The organism is Pseudomonas sp. SDO55104_S430 (genome assembly GCF_054070595.1).
Genome location: NZ_JBSVXG010000008.1, coordinates 24,037 through 47,707 on the forward strand (window position 1 = coordinate 24,037; position 23,671 = coordinate 47,707).

A 23,671-nucleotide genomic window follows, 5' to 3' on the forward strand; every position below is an offset into this window, starting at 1 on the left:
CCTTGAAAACCGACCGTTAAGGATCAGAGACCGACCAGTCCGGCCAGTCCGCCGATATCCGCGATCTGACGGTAGCTGTAGCAGGCGTTACCCGGCTGTTCGTGACCGCGAGCGACAAAGGCCTTGTTCTTGATCTTCATGTCTTCGGCCGGCATCAGGTCGTAACGGAAGCTGGAAGATACGTGCAGCACGTCTTCCGGACCGCAGCCCAGGTTGTCGAGCATGAATTCAAAGGCTTGCAGGCGCGGTTTGTAGGCCTGGGCCTGTTGGGCGGTATAGACCTTGTGGAAAGGCACGCCCAGTTTGTCTACGTTGGACATGATCTGTTCGTCCATCGCATTGGAGAAGATCACCAGCGGGATCTTGTCGGCGATCTTCGCCAGGCCGGCGGTCACGTCTGGATGCGGACCCCAGGTCGGCACGGCGTTGTAGTAGATCTGCCCTTCGCCGCGGTATTCGATACCCCAGCGCTTGCACAGACGCGACATGGCGGTATCGAGAATTTCATCATATGGCCGCCAGTCGCCCATCACCTGATCCAGACGATAAGCGGTGAAATCCTTGACGAACTGGTCCATCTGCTCAGGGGCGACGCGATCAGCGAACAGCTCGCGGGTGACCGGGCCCATCTGGAAATTGGTCAGCGTGCCGTAACAGTCGAAGGTGATGTACTTGGGGCGAATGAAGCTCATTTGGGCAGTCCTGAATGTTGATTAATCGGGGCGACGATACGTCGCAGCACCACAACTTCATTACAGCACCAAGAAACCAGCATATGACGTTAAAAGCGCGAGCCATCCAACATAAACCACCGTTTTATCTGCCCCCTCCAGCAGACTTTGCGGACCCCTACATAGCGGGCCAATTGCAGCCCTGATACTCCCCCCGAAACGTGTTCCCCCCCATAGAACCCGCTCTAAAGCGTCACGCTCGAAGAAATGCTCCAGGCACAAACGTCAAACGGGCGCCCCGAAGGAAACGCCCGTTTTAGTCATTACACTCTTGTACACCACTTTCGACGGCATTTTCTGCGGTCATCCGCAACTTCGCTCAGTAGCCTCGAGAGCGGTCAATAACGTCCAGGAGCGGCTCACCCCGCTGATGTCTGCGAACGTTCTCAAGCAAGATTGGCGCTGCCGATTCGGGCTGCGTCATGCTCGCCACGTGAGGCGTCAGGAATACTCGCGGATGGAGCCAGAAAGGGTGTTCCGCAGGCAGGGGTTCCGGATCGGTCACGTCGAGAACGGCGCGCGACAGCTGTCCCGTGTCCAACGCTTCGAGCAGATCCGCATCAACAAGATGCGGACCTCGCCCGACATTGACCAGCGCTGCACCTGCAGGCAGCAGCGAAAACAGTTCGCGATTCAGAATACCCCGGGTGGTGGGGGTCAGCGGCAACAGGCAGATCAGCACGTCGCACCCTGCGAGAAAGGGTTGCAACTGATCCGGACCGGCGAAACTCTCCACGCCATCCATCTCACGCAGCGAGCGGTTCCAGCCGCGCAGGTCGAAGCCGTAGCTCGCCAGTCGCTCCAGCACGGCACGCCCCAACGCGCCCATGCCCATCACACCGATCGTGCGGGCCGAGGCAGGTGGCACCTCCAACGGATCCCAGACGCGCGCAGCCTTCGCCGCCACGTAGTCGAAGAAGTCGCGATGCAGCGCCAGAACGGCGAGGCTGACATATTCCACCATGCCGTTGATGATCCCTGGCTCGACCATCCTGACAAGTGGAACGTGCTTGGGCAGCGCGGAAAAATCGACATGGTCGACACCGGCTCCAGAGGAGAAGAACACCTTCAGTCGAGGCAGCTTGGCGATGAACTCCGCCGGTGCCTGCCAGGCGATAAGATATTCGACCTCGTCAAGGTTGCCAGCATCGGGCCACACCCGAAAATCGAGGTCCGGTGCGTACTCGGCAAAATAACGCGCCCACGCAGCAGCGCGCGGGGCATCCGATCTATAAAGAATGCTCATATCAGGTCCTACCAGCCTCCTACCCAGCCATCGAAGAGCCCTTCAGGAAGTGTTTCTTCGTTTGCACCACGGAGAAAATCGAAGTCGCAGCCCAGATGAGCCTGCTCGATGTGTTGGTTGTATAAATTCCGGTAGCCACGCACGTGCTGGGAGAGAGGCGGCTGCCATGCCTGGCGCCGACGTTCGAGCTCTTGCGGTTCGACGCAAAGCTCCAGTCGCCGTGCCTCAACATCCAGCTCGATGATATCCCCGTCTCGAACCAAAGCCAGCGGACCGCCGATCGCAGCTTCTGGAGAAACATGCAGCACAGCGGCACCATAAGCAGTGCCACTCATTCGAGCATCCGAGATGCGCAGCATGTCACGTACGCCGCGCTCCATCAGATGCCGCGGCAGAGGCAGCATGCCCCACTCCGGCATCGCCGCGCCCACGGGCCCGGCGTTGCGCAGAATTAGCACGCTGTTCTCGTCAATGCCTAGCGCAGGGTTATCAATCTGGTCGGCGATCGTTTGCACGTCTTCGAACACCACAGCCCGGCCGCGATGTCGGAAAAGCTTGGGATCCGCCGCACAGGTCTTCATCACCGCCCCGTCCGGCGCCAGGTTGCCCTTGACCACGACCATCGTCTCGCCAGGCTTGACCGGTCTGTCCAGCGGGCGAATTACATCGCTATCGAAGACCTCTGCCGTCTCGAGTATTTCGCTGATCGTGCGGCCATCGACGGTGCGTGCATCAAGATGCAGCAATGGCTCGAGGACTTTAAGCAGGGCCGGTACTCCACCCGCCGCCATCAGTTTTTCGGTCAGGTGTTCGCCGGCCGGCTGGACGTTAGCGATCAGCGGCACACGTCTTGCGATCTCGTCGAAGCGTTCCAGCGTCAGAGGAACACCGACGCGGCCGGCAAGTGCCAAAAGGTGGATGATGACGTTGGTCGACCCTCCCACCGCGCACAACAGGGTAATGGCATTGTCGAAGGCTCGCGCATCGAGCACTTCATTCGGGCGGGGATTGCCATCGCCAGCCATGCGTACGCTACGGCGTCCCACTTCGCGGGCGATCTGATGACGACGCCGGTCGACTGCCGGAACCAGGCTGCTGCCAGGCAACGACACTCCCAGGGCCTCGCAGATGACCGCCATCGAAGACGCGGTACCCATTTCCGCGCAATGACCGGCGGTCCCCATCACGCTTCGCTCGAATGCAGCGAAATCCCCTTCGGTGCGCTCACCGGCACGCAGCTGGTCGACCAGACGCCAGACGCCAGTAGCGTTCGCCAGATTGCCACCAGTTGCAGAGCGGGGGGTCGCCGGACCGCTGGCAAGGAATATGAACGGAACACCCGCGCTCGCGGCCCCCATCAGGAGGGCTGGCTGCGTCTTGTCGCATCCGCCGAGCAGCACCACTGCATCGAAGGGATAGCCGCGAATGGTCTCCTCGGCTTCCATTGCGAGAAGATTTCGGAACGGGAAGGACGTCGGCTTGATGATGTTTTCGCTGATTGACATCAATGGAACCTCGAACGGGATTCCGCCCGCCTCCAGAATCCCGACTTTGACCTCTTCGGCAAGCGTGCGCAGATTGAGATTGCACGGATTGATCTCGGACCAGGTGTTCAGAATGCCGACGACAGGACGCTCCATGAGGTCTTCTCGGCTCCAGCCGGCGGTCGACAAGGTCGAACGATGCACGAAGCCAGGCAGGTCATCCTTGCGAAACCAGCGCGCGCTACGGAGCGGCCGACCGTCTTTTGTTTCGTTATCGCTCATGAGGTCACCTTGTGGGCCTATGTTCGGAAAGATTGATGAGACAGATTCGTGGCATGACGGGGATACGGCACAGCATCGCACCGCCTCTTACCGAGGCGGTGCGATGCATGTTTCTCAGAGACCGACCAATCCGGCCAGCCCGCCGATATCCGCGATCTGACGGTAGCTGTAGCAGGCGTTACCCGGCTGTTCGTGACCGCGAGCGACAAAGGCCTTGTTCTTGATCTTCATGTCTTCGGCCGGCATCAGGTCGTAACGGAAGCTGGAAGATACGTGCAGCACGTCTTCCGGACCGCAGCCCAGGTTGTCGAGCATGAATTCAAAGGCTTGCAGGCGCGGTTTGTAGGCCTGGGCCTGTTGGGCGGTATAGACCTTGTGGAAAGGCACGCCCAGTTTGTCTACGTTGGACATGATCTGTTCGTCCATCGCATTGGAGAAGATCACCAGCGGGATCTTGTCGGCGATCTTCGCCAGGCCGGCGGTCACGTCTGGATGCGGACCCCAGGTCGGCACGGCGTTGTAGTAGATCTGCCCTTCGCCGCGGTATTCGATACCCCAGCGCTTGCACAGACGCGACATGGCGGTATCGAGAATTTCATCATATGGCCGCCAGTCGCCCATCACCTGATCCAGACGATAAGCGGTGAAATCCTTGACGAACTGGTCCATCTGCTCAGGGGCGACGCGATCAGCGAACAGCTCGCGGGTGACCGGGCCCATCTGGAAATTGGTCAGCGTGCCGTAACAGTCGAAGGTGATGTACTTGGGGCGCATGATGCTCATTTGGGTAGTCCTGAAGGTTCGTTGAAGTCGTGTTCTGCCAAGCATTTTTCCAGCCCTGTCAGGAGCCTCTAATGCGTCGCAGCACCACAGCTTCATTACAGCACCGTCAACCCAGCATATGGCGCTTAAAGCACCAACTACTCGACACAAACCGCCGTTTTTAAACTCCCCCTCAGCAGACTTTGCGGCGAGGTACAGAGCTGCTCGCCTGATGGCCGTATCAAGCGCGAGGAAGATGTGTCATCCAGGGCATTTTTGGTTTTATAGAGAGTGCGCGACCGTGTCAGTCGTCAGAGTCAACTTGATTTAGCACAAGCGAAAACGCCCTTCCATGAAGGAAGAGCGTTAATCTGCGAATACTCGCAGATAGTCCACATTACTATCAGCAACGAGCGACTACTGGTCAGCTTTGTATATCTCGGCAATGTCACACAAGTCCCAATTGCCGCCAGACAACACCACGCAAACCTTTTCATCGGGTCGGACTTTTATGCTGCCAGCCAACAGTGCACCAATACCAATCGAGGCGGCCGGTTCAGCTATCAACTTCGAATCTTTGGCAAGAGCACGCATACCCTCGATGATATGTTCGTCTTCAACAAGCACGATTTCGTCGACATACTTCTCGATGATGGGGAACGGATTTTGACCTGGGACACTTATTCTCAGTCCATCCGCAATCGTATCTTTCAAAGGAAGCGACGTCCGCTCTTTATTTATCCGGCTGTGATAATACTTGGGTGTCAAGGCGGGCTCTGCGCCGATTACGCGAACAGAGGGTTTGGTTTCCTTGATGGCAGTGGCGATGCCTGAAATAAGCCCGCCACCGCCCATCGGAATGATGACCGTGTCGACATCCTGCAGATCTTCCAATATTTCACAGCCTATTGTTCCCTGACCCGCCATTACCACAGGATCTTCGAAAGCATGTACAACGGCGTATTTGTTTTCTTCAGCAATTTCACACACCCTTTTCCATCTCGCGGCCGTATCACCATCGAAAAGGATGACCTCTGCGCCAAGGGCTTTCGTGTTCTCGATCTTTATTTGACGCGCGGTTATCGGAAGTACTAAAAATGCCGGTACGCCCAGCATTCTGGCGGCGTAAGCGAGGCCTTGGGCATGGTTGCCAGAAGACGTGGCAATGATGCCGTTTGCGATCTCTTCCTTGGAAAGTGACAGCGCCTTGTTCAAAGCTCCGCGAATCTTGAAGGCCCCCGTGATCTGCAAGGTCTCAGGCTTAAGGTAGAGTTGGCAGCCGACAGCCTTCTCTATTTTTTCCGCTCGCAGCAACGGTGTGTGTTTGATGTGGGGTTTGAGCCGTTCCTGGGCTTCTCGAATATCCTGAATGGTCGGGTAGTTACGCACAGTGCTTATCCTCGCAGTGAATGCATTCAACAAAATTCAAAGAAAGCCCCAACGCCATTATCCAAAGCATTGCGGTATATTTTTTCGGCTGTAGTGTTGTCTTGTATGGCCATACCCGTGGAGTCGAAGATGGTAATTTCTTCGTCATTTTCTCTCCCCGGCTTATTACCCAGCAGTATCTCGCCGATTTCCCCATGGATATCGTCTTGGGTAATGATCTTTTTATTCAATGGGTGCCAGGTCTCGCCTTTTTCTATGCATTGCCCTATTGAATCGTTGACTGTTTTTGCATGCCTGAAAATTTCAGGGTCCAGCTCCTGCTTACCTTGCTGGTCTGTACCAATGGCAACGATGTGAGTACCTGCCTTTACCCAATCCGCTTCTACAAGCGACCCTGTACCACGGGTCGTAGTAATCAAGATGTCCGCCTGCTCAACAGCTTCCTTTTTTGAACGGGCCATGATGACGGGAATGCCGAACTCGCCCTCGATATCAGCCTTATATTTAGCCAGCGAATCCGGGGAATTGTCCCAGGCATGGATTTCCTCAATACTCATGACTTCATTGATGGCCCGAATCTGCATTCTTGCCTGATTACCCGTACCGATAGAGGTCACTTTTTTGGAGTTCTTTCTTGCCAACGCTTTTACGGAAACAGCTCCGGCTGCACCCGTTCTGAGGCCAGTAATCAAACTTCCATCCATTACGCAAATCAATGCGCAGGTCTTGGCATCGAACAGTAAAATGGTGCCCATCCCGCTCGGTACGCCGTGAGCTGTTGGATTATTGTTAAACCCGCCAGAAGAGGCTTTCATGGAAATCACTTCGTTGGCTTTGTAGTAGCCAAGCTTGAAGTCAATTTCCCCTCGCGGGGGTGGCAGATGTATCCCTATATAGTCAGGCTGCTCTACCTGATTGCTATTGAAAGCTTTATAGGCTTCTTCTACCGTACCGATGACTTCCCGGATCGATATTAATCTGCTTACTTCTTCTTTTTTTAGCAGCAGTGTTTTCATTACATGACCTCTAGGGTGACGGCCTGCGGCAGCGCATTACCGGTTTATCTGCACCTAAGTATGGTGCCGAGCGCCGAGCAGAAAATCTCGAATCCTCCCTGCATACGCAATTTTTCCGATAATTTTCTACCTCCAACAGCGAAATCTAACGCCATGCCCCGCATGCGTTGAGTCTAGGCGAATAGCCAAAGGCACTGAGCCGGCGTCTCTCCTGAGGACATCATGGGTGAGAGGCATACCACCCGCGATCAAGCTGAGCTTCTAGTGCTGCGTATGTTCCGTCATCCGCAGCAGAAACTTCCAAGCACACCTTCGAAAACGCCCGATTCTGCGATCACGGGTCCTTAATACGACAGTCCACTTCGGACCGCGCGGACTAATATGGGACCAACGTGAAGAGGTCCATGTCGGGGCCGAAACCGCGCGCCATCCACTCAACCGTTGCGTATCGATCCACATCCGACATTACGAAACGGTGGAAGCTCTACCCCACTTAATTTTAAGGCCTGGAGAATAGAATGCCGGCTCCCTTGATAACCATTGCGTCCACACCGGAGCTGCCAAAGAGTGCCGATGCTGTCGTCATCGGCGGCGGTATCATCGGTGTATGTGCCGCTTATTTCATGGCCCGCCAGGGGATGAACGTCGCCGTCATCGAGAAGGGGCGCATAGGCGCCGAGCAGTCCAGCCGCAACTGGGGCTGGTGCCGCCAACAGAACCGCGACGCACGTGAGCTGCCGTTATCGACCCAAAGCCTCGCGCTCTGGGAAGAGATTACTGCCGACCTTGACGAAGATCTCGGTTTTCGTCGCTGTGGTTTGTTCTATCTCTCGGATAACCAGGCCGAACTGGATGGTTGGGCAAAATGGGGTGACTTCGCGCTTACTCAAGGTGTTACGACTCATATGCTGAGCAGCGCCGAAGCCACACAACGAGGCGCGGCAACCGGCAAGCCCTGGTTGGGAGGGGTTTTTTCGCCGTCCGACGGTATCGCCGATCCGTCGCGGGCGGCGCCGCTGATTGCCAAGGGTGTACTCAAGCATGGCGGTTCGATCCACCAGTTCTGTGCCGCACGAGGCGTCGAGACCGAAGCCGGGCGGGTGTCGGGGGTCATTACTGAAAAGGGAGTAGTCAAAACCCGTCAGGTAGTTATGGCAGGCGGCGCATGGGCCTCATCTTTTTGCGCCCAGCTCGGTATACGTTTTCCGCAGGCGTCGGTGCGATCGAGCATCCTGTCCGTCATGCCGGGTGCCAAAGGACTTCCCGATGCGCTTCATACCAGCAACGTGACCGTCACGCGGCGCGGGGATGGCGGCCATACTCTGGCCATTTCCGGACGGGCCTGCGTGGACCCGACGCCTCAGCAACTTCGGTTCTCCCCCTCCTTTCTCCCGATGTTCGCCAAGCGTTGGCAAATGCTCTCCCCCGGCGATCTGCAGGGTTGGCAGTACGGACACGAGACACTGCGCAAGTGGGCGCTCGACCAACCTACACCGATGGAGCGCGTTCGTATCCTGGACCCTCGCCCGTCAGAGGCCATCCTGAGGGAAACCCTTGCCCGAGCAAGGCGCCTGTTGCCTGCATTGGGTAGCGTACCCATTCAGGCTGGTTGGGCAGGCTATATCGACAGCACACCCGACGGCGTCCCGGTCATCGACGAAGCGCAAAACTTGCCCGGCTTCATTCTCGCCGCCGGCTTTTCGGGTCACGGCTTTGGCATCGGCCCTGGTGCCGGGCGGCTCATTGCCGAACTGGTGACGGGTAAGACGCCATTTGTAGACCACACCCAATACACGCTTGCCCGTCTTAACAAAGGGGTTTGGGGCAAGGTTTCTGATTTCTGATCCTACTTCTTCGTTATTTGGCGGAAGCTTGCTTCCGCCTTTTTTTACCCGCGCAATCCCCCCCACATTTGCTACGGATGGGTTCGACGTCAGCCCGAAAGTGGCGGGCACAGTCTCACCCTCCTGCGCACTTACAGTTTAAAAACGCGGTGAGACTACGCGACACATCCAGACGCGAAAGCGGCTCTCTCGCTAGACGACGCCTGAAGAGAAAACTCGCCCATGTTTTTTGTTCGCTGACGGAATCAGAGCACTTCGTTAAGGCGATTTCCAGCGTCTCAGCCGTAAAAATTCTGTCGATATTTGCTGCCGACTTTGGTCCCGAATTGAGTCGTAGATGCGGTCTGATTCGCCATTTTTTATGCAATCTACCGAATTGGTTTTGGCCTCTTGTCAGGCGTCCCAGCAGCTGCGATACAGCCACCGCCGACAGGGCATCCAATGCGGTTCGCTGGCGTTATCAGGCATTGCCGACAACGAGCCACACCCTCGGATTTGCTCTGGGCAGTTCACCGGTCTGCCGCAAAAGCGTTGTCCCGCCGTCGGGGCAACGACACCTAATAAAAATTCAATGGAGCACCCCATGAACGTCGTGAAACACAGCTGCCTTTTCCTGGCGGTCACCGCCACGGCCTCGCAACTGGCAATCGCAAGCCAGCAGGAGGAAGCCAAAGGTTTTATCGAGGACAGCAGCCTGAATCTGCTCAACCGTAACTTCTACATGAACCGAGACTTGCGCAACGGTGGCAGTAACAGCCAGGGCACCAACGGCGCCAAACCAGCCAGCGAGCGCAACGGTTATCGAGAAGAGTGGGCGCAGGGCGCTATGCTGAACTTCGCCTCAGGCTTCACTCAAGGCACCGTCGGCTTCGGTACCGATGCCTTTGCGTACGGCGGGGTCAAACTGGATACCGGTGGGGGCCGGGTCGGCAACGGGCTGCTTCCCATCAGCAACAATAAAACCTTGGACGCTAATGTGCCGGACTCATACGGTGAAATTGGCGGAGCGGTGAAAGTACGTGTTTCCTCCACGGTGCTGAAATTTGGCGAACAGCGGCCAACCGCACCGGTTTTCGCCATGGGGGACAACCGCTTGCTGCCCGAAGTGGCCACCGGTTTCCAGCTGTCGAGCAAAGAGTTCGATGATCTTTTTCTGGAGGCCGGTCACTTCACCGCTTACAACGGTAGAAACTCGACCAACTCCAATGACAAGCTGACCACCAGCTACGCAGGTGTCGAAGCCGACAGCGTCGATTTCCTCGGCGGCTCCTACAAGGTCAGTGACAATCTTCGCCTGATGGCCTACACCAGTCGAGCCGAAGAGGTCTGGCGCCAGTACTTCGGCAGCGCTTCCTACACCATCCCGCTGGCCGAAAAGCAATCATTGAACTTCGGCTTGCTTGCCTACAAGACCAACGACGAAGGTGAGGCTCGTGCCGGCAAGATCGACACCACCAGCTGGTCTGCCAAGGCCGCTTACACCTACGGCCCCCACAAAGTCAGCCTGGCCTACCAGAAGATTGATGGTAACGAGACCTTCGACTATATCGGTGTCGATTCCATCTGGTTGGCCAACTCTGTGCAGTACTCGGATTTCAACAGCCCGAACGAACGGTCCGTCCAGATTCGCTACGACATTGACATGGCGAGCTTCGGTGTGCCGGGCCTGACGTTTATGACCCGCTATATCAAGGGCGACCAGATCGATTTCACCAAGGCCGATCCCTCGGGGGCCTATTACCGTGCCGGTGCTGACGACGAGAAGGAATGGGAGCGCAACATTGAAGCCAAATACGTGGTCCAGTCGGGCTCGGCCAAGGATTTGTCATTCCGCGTGCGCCAGGCCACTCACCGCGCGAGCTCGTATGAGAGCGACGTGGATGAAGTGCGCCTGATCATCGAGTATCCACTGAGCATTCTGTAACGGTATTACCCGGTCGGCTTTTCCCTCTTCGGGCCGGTCGGTTTTCTTTAAGGCTTTCTCCACGTTCCCTTAGCCTGAGGCGCCCTTTCGGCGCCTTTTTTTCATTCTGGGTGATTTTGCCAAAGCCCCTTGCGCTGTTTCCATTCGGAAAAAACAGGCAAGTATTTACTGCCGATAGCTAGCCCCGTTCAAGTCAAAAATTGGGCTCATGAACCGGTGACTTGGTGAATCTGCCGAATTGAATCCACCCCCTTGTCAGGCCCCAACGCAAGTGGGATACAAGCCTTATCGTCGGTGAAAATTTCACACCGGCAAACCTGTTAACGGAGTTCTGCCATGTCCGTCTCGTTGCGCTATCGCCCCATGACCAGTGCCGATGTACCTGCGGCACACGCCTTGTCGGTCCGATTGAAGTGGCCTCACCGCCTGGAAGATTGGGCCATGTTGCAGCGCATCGCTGAAGGCTTCGTCGCCGAAGACGGCGAGCACTTGATCGGTACCGCATTCACGTGTCCCCAAGGGGCGTATGCCACCATCGGCCTGGTCATCGTCAGCGACGATTACCAGGGCCAGGGCATTGGTCGCAAATTGATGGAGCTGGCGCTTGAGGCGTCCACGCCACGCACCGCCATCCTCAACGCCACATTGGCTGGCGCCCCGCTGTACATCAGCCAGGGATTTGTCGAGTTCGGTCTTATCCAACAACATCAGGGCCAGGCAAAAGTCATCGATACCCCTACCCTGCCGGTAAACGAACGGTCTCGCCCTTTGACCGTGTCCGATCGGGCCCGCCAACTCGAACTGGCCAATGCCGGCAGCGGACTTGATCGGGAATCCGTCCTCAACGTATTGCTTGATGTCACCGAGCACGCCGTTGGTATCGAGCGCGATGGCCAGTTGTCCGCCTTCGCGATCCTGCGCGCCTTTGGCCGCGGTTATTGCGTCGGTCCGGTCATCGCGCAGACGGCCGATCAGGCCAAACACCTGATCGGCTCCTTGCTGGCGCAAGTACCGGATACGTTCGTACGCATAGATGTACCCGCCGATTGCGGCCTGTCCGATTGGCTCGAGACCGCGGGTTTGAAACAGGTCGACAAAGTCGCCCAAATGGCTCGCGGAACCCCGCCTCAGTCCGTCGGCGACGTTAGTCAATACGCCTTGGTAACCCAAGCGATTGGCTGATCACCAACGCACACATCCAGCTTCTTGACCCACCTCTACATGGAGAATCCTGATGTCAGAACCCACCACAGTGCTGCTGGCCCGCGCCGACGGCAATCCTGTCTCGACAACGTTCACTCGTGGACCTTTGGGTGCAGGGGATCCTTTTGGCGCGCTGCGCAAAACGGCCTATGCAAGTCCGGGGGAAATCGCAGCCGGCCTGGTCGAAGCCAGCGGACAATTCAGTATCGAGGATTACCCTTACTCCGAAATGATCGTGGTCCATTGCGGTCGAGTCATCCTGCAAAGCCTGGGCAGCACCCTGGAACTTGGCCCAGGTTCCAGCGCCGTGATCGGCCGTGGTTCACAGCTTCAGGTCGAAGCACACGACAATGCCCGTTGGGCATTCTGCGCCGATATCCAGAGCATCGATGAACGCAATCCCGGGCTGACTGAGCTCAACCCGCTCGCCGCGCTGGCGCCTTCCCAAGGACTGGACGCCGCGATTCTGCTCAGTCCAGCGCCTCAATGCCGCTCCAACAGTATGTTCATTGAAGAACCGACCAAACTGAACATTGGCGTCTGGGACTCAACGCCCTATACGCGCCGGGGGCGTCCGCACAAACTGCATGAACTGATGCACTTGATCGAAGGCCGCGTCACGCTGCAGGCGGCGGACGGAAGTGAATTGACGGTCAACACCGGCGATACCGTATTCGTACCCAAAGGCGTGCCTTGCGCGTGGAAGAGCACGGTCTACGTTCGCAAGCTCTACGCCGTCAAATAAACGCGAAAAATAGCTGGTGCCTGCAAACCATCAATCTGCAGGCGCCATTCGTATCGGTCGGGCACGCGAACGCACTCGGTGGTTAGCGTTTCGCCAGGGACGCCCACTTGCTTCGGAGCGCACATCATGGGAATAGGCGGCATCAGTATCTGGAAGTTCCTGATCATTCTATTGATCGTGATCATGCTTTTCGGCACCAAACGCCTGAAGGGTTTGGGCTCGGATATCGGTGACACGATAAAGGGGTTCCGTAAATCTATGGAAAACGACGACGAGTCAGCCATCGACGACCCCGCGCGCCAAGCTCGCGGCGCTCAATCGCAGATGTTGGAAGAACCGACGAAACAGCACTGAACCCGGCTACGTCCAGGTGAAGTTGGTTCGACATAAACATTGATTTTCCTTAATCGACTTTAACAACGGCACATCGGGGCAAATTCGGTGCAGTAAATGGCATCAGGATTATGTCGCTGGTATTGCCGGTACCGCTCTATAGGAGCCCGTTGGATGACAACCCCATTTTTGATTGACCCGCAAACCGCCCGACAGCTTTATATCAATGGGGGCTGGTCGGTTCCGAGTAATGCTGCCACGCTGCCAGTAATCAATCCGGCTACCGAGGAGATTTTCGCCGAAGTCGCACAAGGCACCTCTGCAGACGTCGACCGGGCGGTTGCGGCGGCGCGAGCAGCGTTTGCCGGCTGGTCCACTACACCTCCTCAGGCGCGTGCGCTCATCCTGGGCAAAATCCATGAGCTGATGCTCGAGCGAAAAGAACTGCTGGCGCAGACCCTGTCGCACGAAATGGGCGCTGCCATCAGTTCCGCCCGGGCAATGCAGGTTCCTCTTGCCGCTGAACACGTTCGGGTCGCCCGCGATCTGCTGTCCACTTATCGCTTTCAGACGGTTCAAGGTGGAACCGCGATTGAGCGCGAGCCAATAGGCGTCTGTGGTCTTATCACTCCATGGAACTGGCCGCTTTATCAAATCACTGCGAAGGTCGCCCCTGCCATCGCGGCCGGATGCACAGTGGTGCTCAAACCAAGCGAACTTTCGCCTCTGAGCGCTCTTCTGTTTGCACAATTGGTCCACGACGCGGGCCTTCCACCAGGCGTATTCAATCTGGTGAATGGAAGTGGCCACGAAGTAGGCGCAGCGATGGCTGCACATTCCGACATCGATATGATTTCGATCACCGGATCAAACCGCGCGGGCGCACTGGTTGCGCAGGCGGCCGCGCATACAGTCAAGCGAGTCACCCAGGAATTGGGAGGCAAGTCCCCGAACATCCTGCTTCCCGACGCCGACTTTGCCAAAGCCGTGCCTCTAGGAGTCATGTCGGCGTTTCGCAACGTCGGACAGTCGTGCAGCGCTCCGACAAGAATGATCGTACCCAAGGACAGACTGGCACAGGTAGAAGCCCTCGCAGTCGCAACCGCCAATGCGATAATTGTCGGCGATCCGCGCTCGGAGGATACGGTGCTCGGCCCCATCGCTAACGAGGCCCAGTTCAATCGAGTACAGGAAATGATCGAGGCGGGACTGAGAGAAGGCGCAAAACTGGTTTGCGGTGGACCAGGTCGTGTTCAAGGTTATGAAAAAGGCTTTTACACCCGGCCGACTGTGTTCTCGGAGGTTGATTCGGCCATGCGGATCGCGCAGGAAGAAATTTTCGGTCCAGTGCTGTGCATCATTCCTTATGAAACTATCGATGACGCTGTCGAGATCGCAAACGACACCGTGTATGGGCTGGGTGCTCATGTGCAATCTCAGAACCTGGACCTTGCACGCGCGGTCGCCTCACGTATACGCGCCGGGCAAGTACATTTGAATCACCCGGCATGGGACCCAATGGCACCTTTCGGCGGGTACAAACGTTCTGGCAATGGTCGAGAATATGGTGTTTACGGTCTCGAAGAATATCTGGAGACCAAGGCGATCATTGGATTTTCAGCACCACTTTAAAGTCCTCTTGAACCCCTAGACTCGCTTCGCTGCTCTAAGTCGGGCCAGTCGGCTCGCCTTTGCACAAAACAAAAGGTAGCGATGATTTATCCACTCGAGCGGCTGCATTTGGCCGATTCTGTTGAAAAAGTCGGCCATGGTTTCTTCGCTAGAAAAGTACGCGCTTGAGATTGAAATCTTTGGATCGATCAGAAGATTCTGGGCTCAGATTTCGCGTAGCGGCGCGCAATAAAGGCGTTTTCAGCGGTCAGAATGCGGGCAGTTTGGAAGAGCCGACTTTTTCAACAGAATCGGCCCAAAAGCGGTCATTACCGCTAGGGCCAGAAATTACCCTCTCAACTCATCCAAAATCCGCACAGCCGGATGTCGTCGGCGAATATTCCCACCGCCGTCAGGCGGGCCCAGGTACATAGCTGTTCGTGCCGCGAGTACACCGGGACACCAGTTACGTTTAAGTTGGCCAGGCGCACCGATAGCGACCACTGTGTTTCATGCCCCGCGACCCAGCAGGCCCGTGTCTCTCGAATGGCGTGCTGCTCGACCAAGGGGAGTAGCGCCTCTTCCTATATATCTTCGACGATAATCCTTCCAACTCCGTTCGGCGCTGCAATTAAACAGACGTGCCCACCCATTCACATGCCTAGCAGTGGGCCCCTCAGTTTTTATCGGGAACGATTGAAAGAAAGTAATTAGCTTGGCGCTTTGGAGTCATCTTTTTCGATATGGCGAAGCGATGGGGGGGCTGTCAGCCAACGCGACAGCCATTCGTACCAGATCAGCGAAGGATCGGGCATGCATTTTTTTCATTACGCGAGAGCGATAGGCCTTGATTGTGACTTCACTCAAGTTCATCTGTCCCGCGATCTGTTTGTTCATCAGGCCTTTTACCGCCAGTGCCATGACTTCCTCTTCACGCGGGTTTAGCGAATGGTAGGCAGCATGCAGGTCTAGAGTTCGCCGTTCAATGTCGCGACGGTTTAGGTCGATCTGAAGCGCGGTGGACACAGCATCCAATAAAGTTTGTTCGCGAACCGGTTTCACTAGAAAGTCCACGGCACCGGCCTTCATCGCCATAACTGACATCTCGATATCGCCATGGGCGGTGATAAAAATAATTGGGATTGTCCTTTTTAACTCAGACAATTGGCGTTGGAAGTCCAGACCGGAGATACCAGGTAAGCGCACGTCCAACACCAGGCAGCTTGCGCCTCCGGATACTGGATGAAGTAAGAATTCCGCAGGAGTCGAAAAAGCAACGACATGCATACCAGTCGAACGCAAAAGATTGCTCACGGCGTATCGAATGGAAGCATCGTCATCAACTACGAAAACAGCGGCATCGTGAACATGCGTTTTACTAGATGTCAGACTCATGCACTAACTCGTAAAAGAAAAATATGAAGCGCCCTAACAAATAAGAGCTCAGGGGATAAAAAATTCAGGGTGCGATTTTTTCCGTGTACAGTCGTGTTTCACTGATTCACCACTGGCAACGTGAACTGAAACGTGGCACCGCGGTGCTTGTCGGCGCTCGCCTTCAAACGCCCACCATGGGCCTCAATGATTGAGCGGCAGATTGAAAGCCCCATGCCTAGCCCGGTAGCTTTGGTTGTGTAAAAAGAGGCGAAAATTTGTTCAAGGTTCTCGGAGGCGAAACCAGGTCCCGAATCGCTAACGCTTACCAAAAGGAAGCCTTTGTCCCTCGCTACTGTACTTATGTGCAAACCGCGCTCGCCTTCGGGTGTGTTACCCATCGCCTCAAGAGCGTTCATGATCAGGTTGAGCAGCACTTGCTGCAGCTCGACACGATCACCAAAAACTAGCGGCAAATTATCGGTGAGTTGGGTCTGTAACAACACGCCACTCTTCGTAATCTGACCGCGTGTGAACTCGATCATTTCAGTGATGGTTGCGTTCATATTCAACGGGATTTTTTGCGGTGGTGCCTTGCGGATGTATCCCCGGATTCGCCCCAGCACATCCGCAGCCCTGTTGGCATCCTGGATCAAGCGAGCGAGCACCTGGTGCACCTCGTCGAGTGCTGGTGGTTGAATGTTCAGCCAACGCTGCGCGGCATTGGCGTTGAGGATGGCTGCGGCAATTGGCTGATTGACCTCATGTGCGATCGAAGCCACCATTTCTCCCATAGTGGCGACACGGTTCGCGTGGGACAGTTCGGTCTGCACTTCCCGATAGCGCCGCTCACTTTCACGCATTTTCTCTTCCGCCAGCTTGAGCTCGGTCAGGTCAAGGATGAAAGCTACCCCTTCCTTGATATCTGCATCGAACATGGCCAGACAGACAATTGCCGGCAGCGTGCTGCCGTCTCTCTTGAAATACTCCTTTTCGAAAGGCTGCGCGTGACCGTTGCGAGCCGCTTCCAAAATTGATCGCTCACTGAGATCGCGATACTGCGGCACCGTCAGATCGCGCCAGTGTAGCCGGTTCGAGGCAAGGTCTTTGCGGGTGTAGTCAAGCATGTTCAAAAAGGCATCATTGGTCTCGACGATTAGTCCGTCGTTATTCCAGACCACGATTCCAATGATGTTGGCATCCACGAGGCGTCGAATCCTCGTCTCACGCTCTGCAACTTCACGATAGAGCCGGGCATTTTCCAGCGATATGGCCGCTTGTGACGCTACCAATTTCAGTATGGCGATACGGTCCCGATCGAATACGCCTGCAATCAAATTGTTTTCCAGGTAAAGGGCACCAACTAGCTTGGTCTGAATCGTTAGTGGCAGACAAAGAATTGAACGGGTGCCTTTATCAATGATGTAAGAGTCAGCAGCGAATGGCGATTCGGCAGCAGCGTTGACCAGGACGATACTCTCGCGGGTGCGCAAAACATGATAAAGAACGGATTCCGGTATTAGCTCGGCGCTGACTGGCGCATCGCGCAATTGCGCCACATCATCTCCGGTAGTCACTTGCGCCACGACACGGGGCTCACCACAGCCTGACAAAACCAGCAGCCCGCGTTCGGCACCGGCCTGCTCGATAGCTGTTAACAGCACCTTATCAATTAATTTCTCCAGAACGATTTCGCTTGAGACCGCTTGGGATACCTTGAGCACAGTCGCCAAATCCAGATGATCCACTGCCGCAGCCATGGTAGTAGTCGGGCCGACGGCTTGTTCTTCTGGACGCAGCGACGGGTACAGCGCATCAAGTTGACGGACCTTGCCGTCAGCTCCCCACCGCAGATAGCCGTAACGGGCATCCTGCAGATAAACCCTGGCTATTTTCCCGAGCCCACGACGGGCGTAGAAACAAGACGCCAGTTCATTGGCGAGTGCCTCTATCTGAATGAAGCCACTCTGTTGCGCCAATTTGATGGCTTGCTCAAAAAGCAGCTCGGCATCCATCACTTGCCCTTTGACCCGGGCGATTTCCGCAGCGATCAGCGTAGCCCGACTTGCGAAATTCTCAGGACACTGTTGTGCCCACATCTGCAGCTGCCGAAAACTTGCTTCCATCACGACAAGGTGCTGTGCGTGCTCACACTCTGGCACGGTGTCACACCACGCTGCCCGAACCAGCGCATGATAGAAATAGTATTCAGCTTCCTCGAAGAATGAGTTGGATGTCCAGAGCAGCCGCTGCGCACGAGTACCAGCTGCCATGGCCGCCCGAAAATTGCCGGCCATGTAGTACGCCTGTATTTTTCGTACCCAATACCAACATTCTGCGAGCGCTAAATCTGGACTGCTGGATAGATAGGCTTCGCTCGTCAATTCATCGAATTGCTGATCGTCAAAACAGCCGAAAATTTTCGTCTTGCCTCGAAGCATTCGGATGAACGCAAATTGCGTTTCGATGAGATTGGTTACCAGGCCAAACTTTACTTTGATGGCATATGCCAGTCCCCGCTCAGCCTCGCATTGAACATCAGACAAAGCCTCTCCGGCGAACAACGCGTCAGATGTGAGGCTATTTCCCGCGTAAGCACCGTACGGCAAGTCTCCAACACGATCTGCGACCGCGAACGAGCGGAGCAGGAGGTCCCGACAATCCGCCACTGGACTCATCCAACGTGCAGTGAAGTTCGAGAAGCAAAGAAAGGTGCTCGGCTCGAAGCGTGTCAATCCACGTTGTTCGACCAGCTCGCAACCCAATTGTCCGAAGCGGTACCCTGCCTGATAGTCACCAAAACGACGTCCGGCAACTCGGAATAGATTGGCATAGTGCACGCACGATGCATCACAGTTACCGCGTTCGAGACTAAGGCAAACTGCTTTACAGATGGACAGACATGTTAGGTTCGCATCCGTCTGCAAAGCAGGGGGAAAGAGCTTGCCCAAAACGCTGACTGCCATCAGAGATGGGATGTCCTGCATCAGTGGTAAATCGACAAGCTCTTCGATTTCCCGTGCACCCAGCAGCGACCAGATTCGGCTGTATTCCTGCCATACATCATCGTCCGTTGGGTGGGCTGACCATTCAATGCCTACATACCGCAGGAAGTCCAGGCAAACAGCAACCGAGGCGTCACTGCGATCCATCAACAGATAGACATCCATATGCAGGCAAGCGACGTTTGCGCGGTCGATTACGGTCATTGCGCACTTGGCCAGCGCGGTCAAACGCTCATCGGCAACGATTAACTCGCCGGTGAGGAATTCGCACTCAGCCCGGTTCAATTCCAAAGCAAAGCTGAGGTCATTGCGCTTCGTCCCGCAGTCCTCACTCAGTAGCATGGCGCCGGTAGTGAGGTAATTGAGCGCCGAGACGTAAGCCGATGACGCTTTGGCCCGTTGGCCCGCGATAAGGTTGTATTCGGCGAGTTGCTCGCGGTCGCACTGCTCGGTGAGTAAAGCAATGCCACGGTTGAGCTGGCCGACTACGTCGAAGATCGCCTCCTCTACGCATGGCAACTGAGCAGAAAGCAGGCGGCCGATTCGCAAATGCATGTGGGCGCGCGTCTCCTCGGGAATCGATAAATAGGCGGACTCATGGATACGGTCATGAACGAATCTGTAGGCACCATCCGATCTCTCAATAAGCCCTTGACGAATTGCCTCCCACATCAACGTTCGCAATTGTGGCTTGGGCACCTCCATGGCAGTGGCGAGCAGTTGGAATTCAGCGATGTGCCCCAGGCAGGCAAGCCGTTGCAACGAATGCTGAGTCTCGACTGGAAGGCGGGTTAACTTGTCGACCATCAGGTCGCCAATATTGTCGGTGTAGCCCTTGGTATGGATACGGTCGGGATCCCAGGACCAGTGATTCAAGCGATAGTCGAACTTCAGCAATCGCTCGTCGGTGAGAGTTTGCAGAAACTGAATCACGAAGAAGGGGTTACCAGCAGTCTTGTCGCGCACCAATTGCGCTAGAGGTTCTACCCGATCGATCTGATCATCGAGTGCTTCAGCGATCAACTGTTCGATGTGGTTCTTGGTAAGGGGGGGCAAGTTTATTTCTTCGACACTGCTACCAGCCTCTCGGATGGCCTTGATCTTCACCGACAAAGGATGCGTGGCGTCCACTTCGTTGCTTCGGTAAGCGCCGATGAGCATCAGGTGTGGTGTATATGTGTCGGTCATCAGGTTCTCGAGCAATTCGAGAGTTGCTGCGTCAAGCCACTGCAGGTTATCGAGGAACAAAACGAGTGGGTGATCGACGTGTGCGAAAGCACCGATAAAACGGCGCAGCACCCGCCTGAATCGACATTGCGCCTGCTGTGGATCCAGCGCCGGAACAGGTAGCGGTTCACCGATGATCAGCTTTAATTCGGGAATCAGGTCGGTCATCAGCCGCGCATCTGGCTGCAGTGCATGCTGCAAAGCGCTGCGCCATCCGGCCAGTTCTCTCTCATTTTTTCCCAACAGGTTACGGACTAGACTTCTAAAAGCCTGTACCAGAGTCGAATAGGGGATGTCGCGGCTGTATTGGTCGAACTTTCCGGAAGCAAAAAGCCCTTGCGGTTGCACCGCCACTCTGTTGAGTTCATTGACAACCGAGGATTTACCGATACCTGCATTGCCCGTGACCAATACCAACTCAGGTCTGCCGCTTACAGTAATCCTGTTGAAAGCGTTTTTTAGGGTTTCAATCTCACGTTCGCGTCCGAAGAGCTTTTCAGGGATTTTTAATCGATCGGATGTGCCAAGCTCGTCAAGGTTGAAGGGCTTGATCCGCCCCGTTTGCTGCAATTCGGCTGCACACCTGCGCAGATCGTGTTCGACACTGGCAGCGGTTTGATAGCGCTCCTCCGGAGCTTTGGCGAGTAATTTTCCGACAATGTTACAAAGGACGCGTGGAATGCTGTCGACTTTCGAACTAGCAGGAGCTGGTTTTCTGGCGATATGACAATGCACCCATTCGATAGGGTCGATGGCGCTGAATGGCAGTGTAGCGGTGAGCATCTGGTACAGAGTAACCCCGAAGGAATAAAGGTCACTTCGCAAATCAATCGAGCGATTCATTCGGCCAGTCTGCTCGGGAGACATATAGGCGAGTGTGCCCGCAATCATCTCCGGCACCCGACGCTCACTGGACAATCGGGCGGCTAGACCAAAACCTGTGATTCTGGCCTGTCCATCGAAGCAGTTAACCAGAATATGGCCTGGTTTGATGTCTTTATGGATAAGACCTCGCTGGTGGAGCTTACCCAGTGCCCTCGCGATACTAATAGCATGCTGGAAGAATGGTGCAATATCCATTGGAGACGTCAGCAACTGCTCTAGCGGGTGTCCATCAGGATCCTGAAGGATCAAATGCATTTGTCCGTCTGTACGTAATATTTCCAGTGGCATAACTGCCCAACTGGTATCCAAATCCTCTTTCAACATAAATTCGTTGGCAAGTCGGGCAAGGCTAGCCGGTAAAGGCTGTTGCGCGGCGGGCTTTGACAATAGCACGCTACGACTACCTTCTACGTCCGAACGTAATACTCTATAGAAGACACGTTCACTGTCTCCCCATAATATCTGCATGTTGGGATCCATCTAACTTTAAAAACCAATTATTTCGCATCGTTCAATCCGCTTAGCCTGTCTCGACATTTGGCGGCCGGAACTTGAAGAAAGCGGGTCGAGTGCGCGCCAGCATTCAAAGAATTGAGAAATGTCCGTTTTTCATGATTTTTATCAAAATGAAAAAATGGGTGCCTGGATGAACTGCATACCATGTCATTGAATAGCTGAAGATGCACTTAGACTAATATTCAGTTTTTTATACCTAGATATAATCTAACGAAGAACATATTGACGGGGCTAACGGGAGTTTAAGCTAATCCTTATCTACGCCCAGCTCTATTAGCTGGAATTTATCTGGCAAATTTTGTATCAAGCGCAATCCTAATGTCTCCGCAAATTACACTGAAGTATGATTGTGACTATTAGTCGAAGTGAATATTTTTGCCGACCAATATTTTCCCAATATTAATTTGCACAAAGGATAAAAGCATGAGCACACTAATCGATAAACTACTCCTGACCCGTGCTGGTTACGGCGTGACAGTTCTGCGAATTTTCGTCGGTTTAATCTTCCTCGCTCACGGCTCGCAGAAAATTTTTGGCGCGTTCGGTGGTTATGGCTTGGCCGGGACTGCTCACTACATGGAAAGTCTGGGACTGACGCCTGGTTATCTCATGGCGACGCTCGCGGGCGGAACTGAATTCTTCGCCGGTCTGGCATTCATCATAGGGCTACTAGTTCGTCCTGCGGCATTAGGGTTAACCATTCTGTCTTTAGTGGCGATTTTTTCGGTACACATCAGTAACGGATTGTTCATGGCTAACAACGGTTATGAGTTTGCGCTCGCCTTACTCGGTGCATGTATTTTGATCATGCTCGAAGGTGCAGGAAAGTTTTCCATCGACCATGCAATCGCACGATAATCTACTCTGATTGTCGAGTTAGCATTTGGCAGTGCCTCGAAATATGTTCGACTGAGAAGCCGACAACGATGTCGGTTCTCAGTTGACCAAGCTACTCCCGCTATTCGAACCGCACTCGCATTCCCGACATCGCCAGAATAATGATGATCGCCACCAGCGCCGCCATCACCATCCCCGCCGCCAACACACGGCTCGCCGTGCGCTCGCTGGCATTGTGCGCCAGCATCACGCCGCGCAGTCCGCAGAAGGCGTGGGAAATCACGTAGAACACTGCCAGGAAGTAATACGGCAACAGACGGATGCTCCACGGGTCTTTCAACATGCCGGTGGGCGCGCCGACGGCGAATCCCCAATCCGTGTCGATCTGAAAGTGCACACGAGCCAAGTAGAGCACGGCATTGATGTGGCTGGTGATCGCGAACACGAGGAACACACCGCCGGCGATCTGGAACGTGCGAATGGCATCGGCCTGCCGATCGGTCAGGCGCCAGGCCATGTAGGCGCCGCTGCCGATCAGGAACACGAAAGTTAGGGTGAGCAGCGGTTCGATGACCGCTGAGCGATAAACCACCCGGAACACTTTCATCACCGCGGTGTGAGCCTCAGGGCCGAGCAGGCCGAAGAAGTGGTTGCTGAAATGGAAGCCCAGATAAACCACCACAGCTGCTGCGGCGACACCGTGCCAGAACCTGACTCTGTGCTTGCCCTCCACCAAAGGTTTGGGTTGCCGCGGCGTTTTGTCCGCAATGGCGATCAGACCGATGAAGGAAGTCCAGACCACGGTCAGGAAACCGATGTCCCAGGTCGGTTTGCCCAATAGCAGGAAGATCACGCCGGTAAAGACGAAAATCGGCGCCACTGCGCCCGACACCAATGCCACTCGACGCGCCAGCACTTCGGCTGAACTGGGCATCGGATTATTCCCCAGGCGAATCGCACAGAGCAGCCCAATCAAGGGCATGAAAATGGCGAGCATCAGCACCAGCCCGGCCATCAGCCATGAGGCAACACCCGCACCCTGGGTGATCTTGACGCTGTAGGTGTTGAAGCAGATCAGCAGAAAGGGATAGATCAACGCGATGATCGGTCCGATAAACCATTCCGTCTGGGGCTTGACTGCTGAAGCCGTCGAAGCCGACTGCATCTGATATGTGCGCATAAAAAGTACCCAGTAGCATGAAAACCATAAGGAGGTGATCATCTTTGTCCGGGACTGGACTAAAGTATTGATCCAGT

At 55.3% G+C, this 23,671-nt stretch carries 16 protein-coding genes; 7 read left to right on the top strand and 9 right to left on the bottom strand.

The window, feature by feature from the left end; all coding sequences use genetic code 11:
* Positions 1 to 23 precede the first annotated feature (23 nt).
* The 6 genes from ACW9JE_RS02645 to ACW9JE_RS02670 all read right to left on the bottom strand — a co-directional run bounded on the left by ACW9JE_RS02645 (position 24) and on the right by ACW9JE_RS02670 (position 6,910).
* Positions 24 to 692 (bottom strand): haloacid dehalogenase type II, encoded by a 669-nt coding sequence (locus ACW9JE_RS02645; protein ID WP_457431788.1) that lies wholly within the window; start codon positions 690 to 692, stop codon positions 24 to 26.
* A gap of 358 nt (positions 693 to 1,050) precedes the next feature.
* Positions 1,051 to 1,977 (bottom strand): 2-hydroxyacid dehydrogenase, encoded by a 927-nt coding sequence (locus ACW9JE_RS02650; protein ID WP_457431789.1) that lies wholly within the window; start codon positions 1,975 to 1,977, stop codon positions 1,051 to 1,053.
* Between the two features lie 8 nt (positions 1,978 to 1,985).
* Positions 1,986 to 3,743, bottom strand: a complete 1,758-nt coding sequence (locus ACW9JE_RS02655; RefSeq protein ID WP_457431790.1) for a dihydroxy-acid dehydratase — start codon at positions 3,741 to 3,743, stop codon at positions 1,986 to 1,988.
* 114 nt (positions 3,744 to 3,857) lie between these two features.
* Positions 3,858 to 4,526: a haloacid dehalogenase type II gene (locus tag ACW9JE_RS02660; protein WP_457431791.1), complete on the bottom strand. Its 669-nt coding sequence runs from the start codon at positions 4,524 to 4,526 to the stop codon at positions 3,858 to 3,860.
* A 396-nt stretch (positions 4,527 to 4,922) separates the two neighbouring features.
* On the bottom strand, positions 4,923 to 5,894 hold the full coding sequence (locus ACW9JE_RS02665) for a threonine/serine dehydratase (protein WP_457431792.1): 972 nt from the start codon (positions 5,892 to 5,894) through the stop codon (positions 4,923 to 4,925).
* Positions 5,895 to 5,920: 26 nt separating this feature from the next.
* Entirely contained in the window at positions 5,921 to 6,910 is a 990-nt protein-coding gene (locus ACW9JE_RS02670; RefSeq protein WP_457431793.1) for an ornithine cyclodeaminase family protein, read from the bottom strand.
* A gap of 518 nt (positions 6,911 to 7,428) precedes the next feature.
* On the opposite strand from ACW9JE_RS02670, the gene ACW9JE_RS02675 reads away from it, so the two are divergent.
* The 6 genes from ACW9JE_RS02675 to ACW9JE_RS02700 all read left to right on the top strand — a co-directional run bounded on the left by ACW9JE_RS02675 (position 7,429) and on the right by ACW9JE_RS02700 (position 14,591).
* On the top strand, positions 7,429 to 8,754 hold the full coding sequence (locus tag ACW9JE_RS02675; RefSeq protein ID WP_457431794.1) for an NAD(P)/FAD-dependent oxidoreductase: 1,326 nt from the start codon (positions 7,429 to 7,431) through the stop codon (positions 8,752 to 8,754).
* A 583-nt stretch (positions 8,755 to 9,337) separates the two neighbouring features.
* Positions 9,338 to 10,678, top strand: a complete 1,341-nt coding sequence (locus ACW9JE_RS02680) for an OprD family porin (protein WP_457431795.1) — start codon at positions 9,338 to 9,340, stop codon at positions 10,676 to 10,678.
* Between the two features lie 336 nt (positions 10,679 to 11,014).
* Entirely contained in the window at positions 11,015 to 11,860 is an 846-nt protein-coding gene (locus ACW9JE_RS02685) for a GNAT family N-acetyltransferase (RefSeq protein ID WP_457431796.1), read from the top strand.
* 52 nt (positions 11,861 to 11,912) lie between these two features.
* Positions 11,913 to 12,626 (top strand): cupin domain-containing protein, encoded by a 714-nt coding sequence (locus ACW9JE_RS02690; RefSeq protein ID WP_457431797.1) that lies wholly within the window; start codon positions 11,913 to 11,915, stop codon positions 12,624 to 12,626.
* 126 nt (positions 12,627 to 12,752) lie between these two features.
* The gene (tatA, locus tag ACW9JE_RS02695; protein ID WP_457431798.1) at positions 12,753 to 12,980 is read left to right on the top strand and encodes a twin-arginine translocase TatA/TatE family subunit; all 228 of its coding nucleotides are present in this window, start codon (positions 12,753 to 12,755) and stop codon (positions 12,978 to 12,980) included.
* A gap of 153 nt (positions 12,981 to 13,133) precedes the next feature.
* Positions 13,134 to 14,591 carry an aldehyde dehydrogenase family protein gene (locus ACW9JE_RS02700; RefSeq protein WP_457431799.1) on the top strand — a complete coding sequence of 486 codons (1,458 nt, stop codon included), beginning with the start codon at positions 13,134 to 13,136 and terminating at the stop codon, positions 14,589 to 14,591.
* A gap of 708 nt (positions 14,592 to 15,299) precedes the next feature.
* On the opposite strand, the gene ACW9JE_RS02705 is transcribed toward ACW9JE_RS02700, so the two are convergent.
* Positions 15,300 to 15,965: a response regulator transcription factor gene (locus ACW9JE_RS02705; protein ID WP_457431800.1), complete on the bottom strand. Its 666-nt coding sequence runs from the start codon at positions 15,963 to 15,965 to the stop codon at positions 15,300 to 15,302.
* Between the two features lie 98 nt (positions 15,966 to 16,063).
* Positions 16,064 to 21,529, bottom strand: coding sequence for a trifunctional serine/threonine-protein kinase/ATP-binding protein/sensor histidine kinase (locus ACW9JE_RS02710; RefSeq protein WP_457431801.1), 5,466 nt, complete (start codon positions 21,527 to 21,529; stop codon positions 16,064 to 16,066).
* A 471-nt stretch (positions 21,530 to 22,000) separates the two neighbouring features.
* Here ACW9JE_RS02710 and ACW9JE_RS02715 point away from each other — a divergent pair, with 471 nt between their 5' ends.
* The gene (locus ACW9JE_RS02715) at positions 22,001 to 22,435 is read left to right on the top strand and encodes a DoxX family protein (protein ID WP_457431802.1); all 435 of its coding nucleotides are present in this window, start codon (positions 22,001 to 22,003) and stop codon (positions 22,433 to 22,435) included.
* Positions 22,436 to 22,535: 100 nt separating this feature from the next.
* On the opposite strand, the gene ACW9JE_RS02720 is transcribed toward ACW9JE_RS02715, so the two are convergent.
* Positions 22,536 to 23,594 carry a hypothetical protein gene (locus ACW9JE_RS02720; protein WP_457431803.1) on the bottom strand — a complete coding sequence of 353 codons (1,059 nt, stop codon included), beginning with the start codon at positions 23,592 to 23,594 and terminating at the stop codon, positions 22,536 to 22,538.
* Positions 23,595 to 23,671 lie beyond the last annotated feature (77 nt).

Coding starts and splice junctions, on each gene's coding strand:
- ACW9JE_RS02685 (WP_457431796.1), top strand. CDS start 11,015: ATGTCCGTCTCGTTGCGCTATCGCCCCATGACCAGTGCCGATGTACCT.
- ACW9JE_RS02655 (WP_457431790.1), bottom strand. CDS start 3,743: ATGAGCGATAACGAAACAAAAGACGGTCGGCCGCTCCGTAGCGCGCGC.
- ACW9JE_RS02645 (WP_457431788.1), bottom strand. CDS start 692: ATGAGCTTCATTCGCCCCAAGTACATCACCTTCGACTGTTACGGCACG.
- ACW9JE_RS02675 (WP_457431794.1), top strand. CDS start 7,429: ATGCCGGCTCCCTTGATAACCATTGCGTCCACACCGGAGCTGCCAAAG.
- ACW9JE_RS02720 (WP_457431803.1), bottom strand. CDS start 23,594: ATGCGCACATATCAGATGCAGTCGGCTTCGACGGCTTCAGCAGTCAAG.
- tatA (WP_457431798.1), top strand. CDS start 12,753: ATGGGAATAGGCGGCATCAGTATCTGGAAGTTCCTGATCATTCTATTG.
- ACW9JE_RS02705 (WP_457431800.1), bottom strand. CDS start 15,965: ATGAGTCTGACATCTAGTAAAACGCATGTTCACGATGCCGCTGTTTTC.
- ACW9JE_RS02700 (WP_457431799.1), top strand. CDS start 13,134: ATGACAACCCCATTTTTGATTGACCCGCAAACCGCCCGACAGCTTTAT.
- ACW9JE_RS02650 (WP_457431789.1), bottom strand. CDS start 1,977: ATGAGCATTCTTTATAGATCGGATGCCCCGCGCGCTGCTGCGTGGGCG.
- ACW9JE_RS02660 (WP_457431791.1), bottom strand. CDS start 4,526: ATGAGCATCATGCGCCCCAAGTACATCACCTTCGACTGTTACGGCACG.
- ACW9JE_RS02680 (WP_457431795.1), top strand. CDS start 9,338: ATGAACGTCGTGAAACACAGCTGCCTTTTCCTGGCGGTCACCGCCACG.
- ACW9JE_RS02670 (WP_457431793.1), bottom strand. CDS start 6,910: ATGAAAACACTGCTGCTAAAAAAAGAAGAAGTAAGCAGATTAATATCG.
- ACW9JE_RS02690 (WP_457431797.1), top strand. CDS start 11,913: ATGTCAGAACCCACCACAGTGCTGCTGGCCCGCGCCGACGGCAATCCT.
- ACW9JE_RS02715 (WP_457431802.1), top strand. CDS start 22,001: ATGAGCACACTAATCGATAAACTACTCCTGACCCGTGCTGGTTACGGC.
- ACW9JE_RS02710 (WP_457431801.1), bottom strand. CDS start 21,529: ATGCAGATATTATGGGGAGACAGTGAACGTGTCTTCTATAGAGTATTA.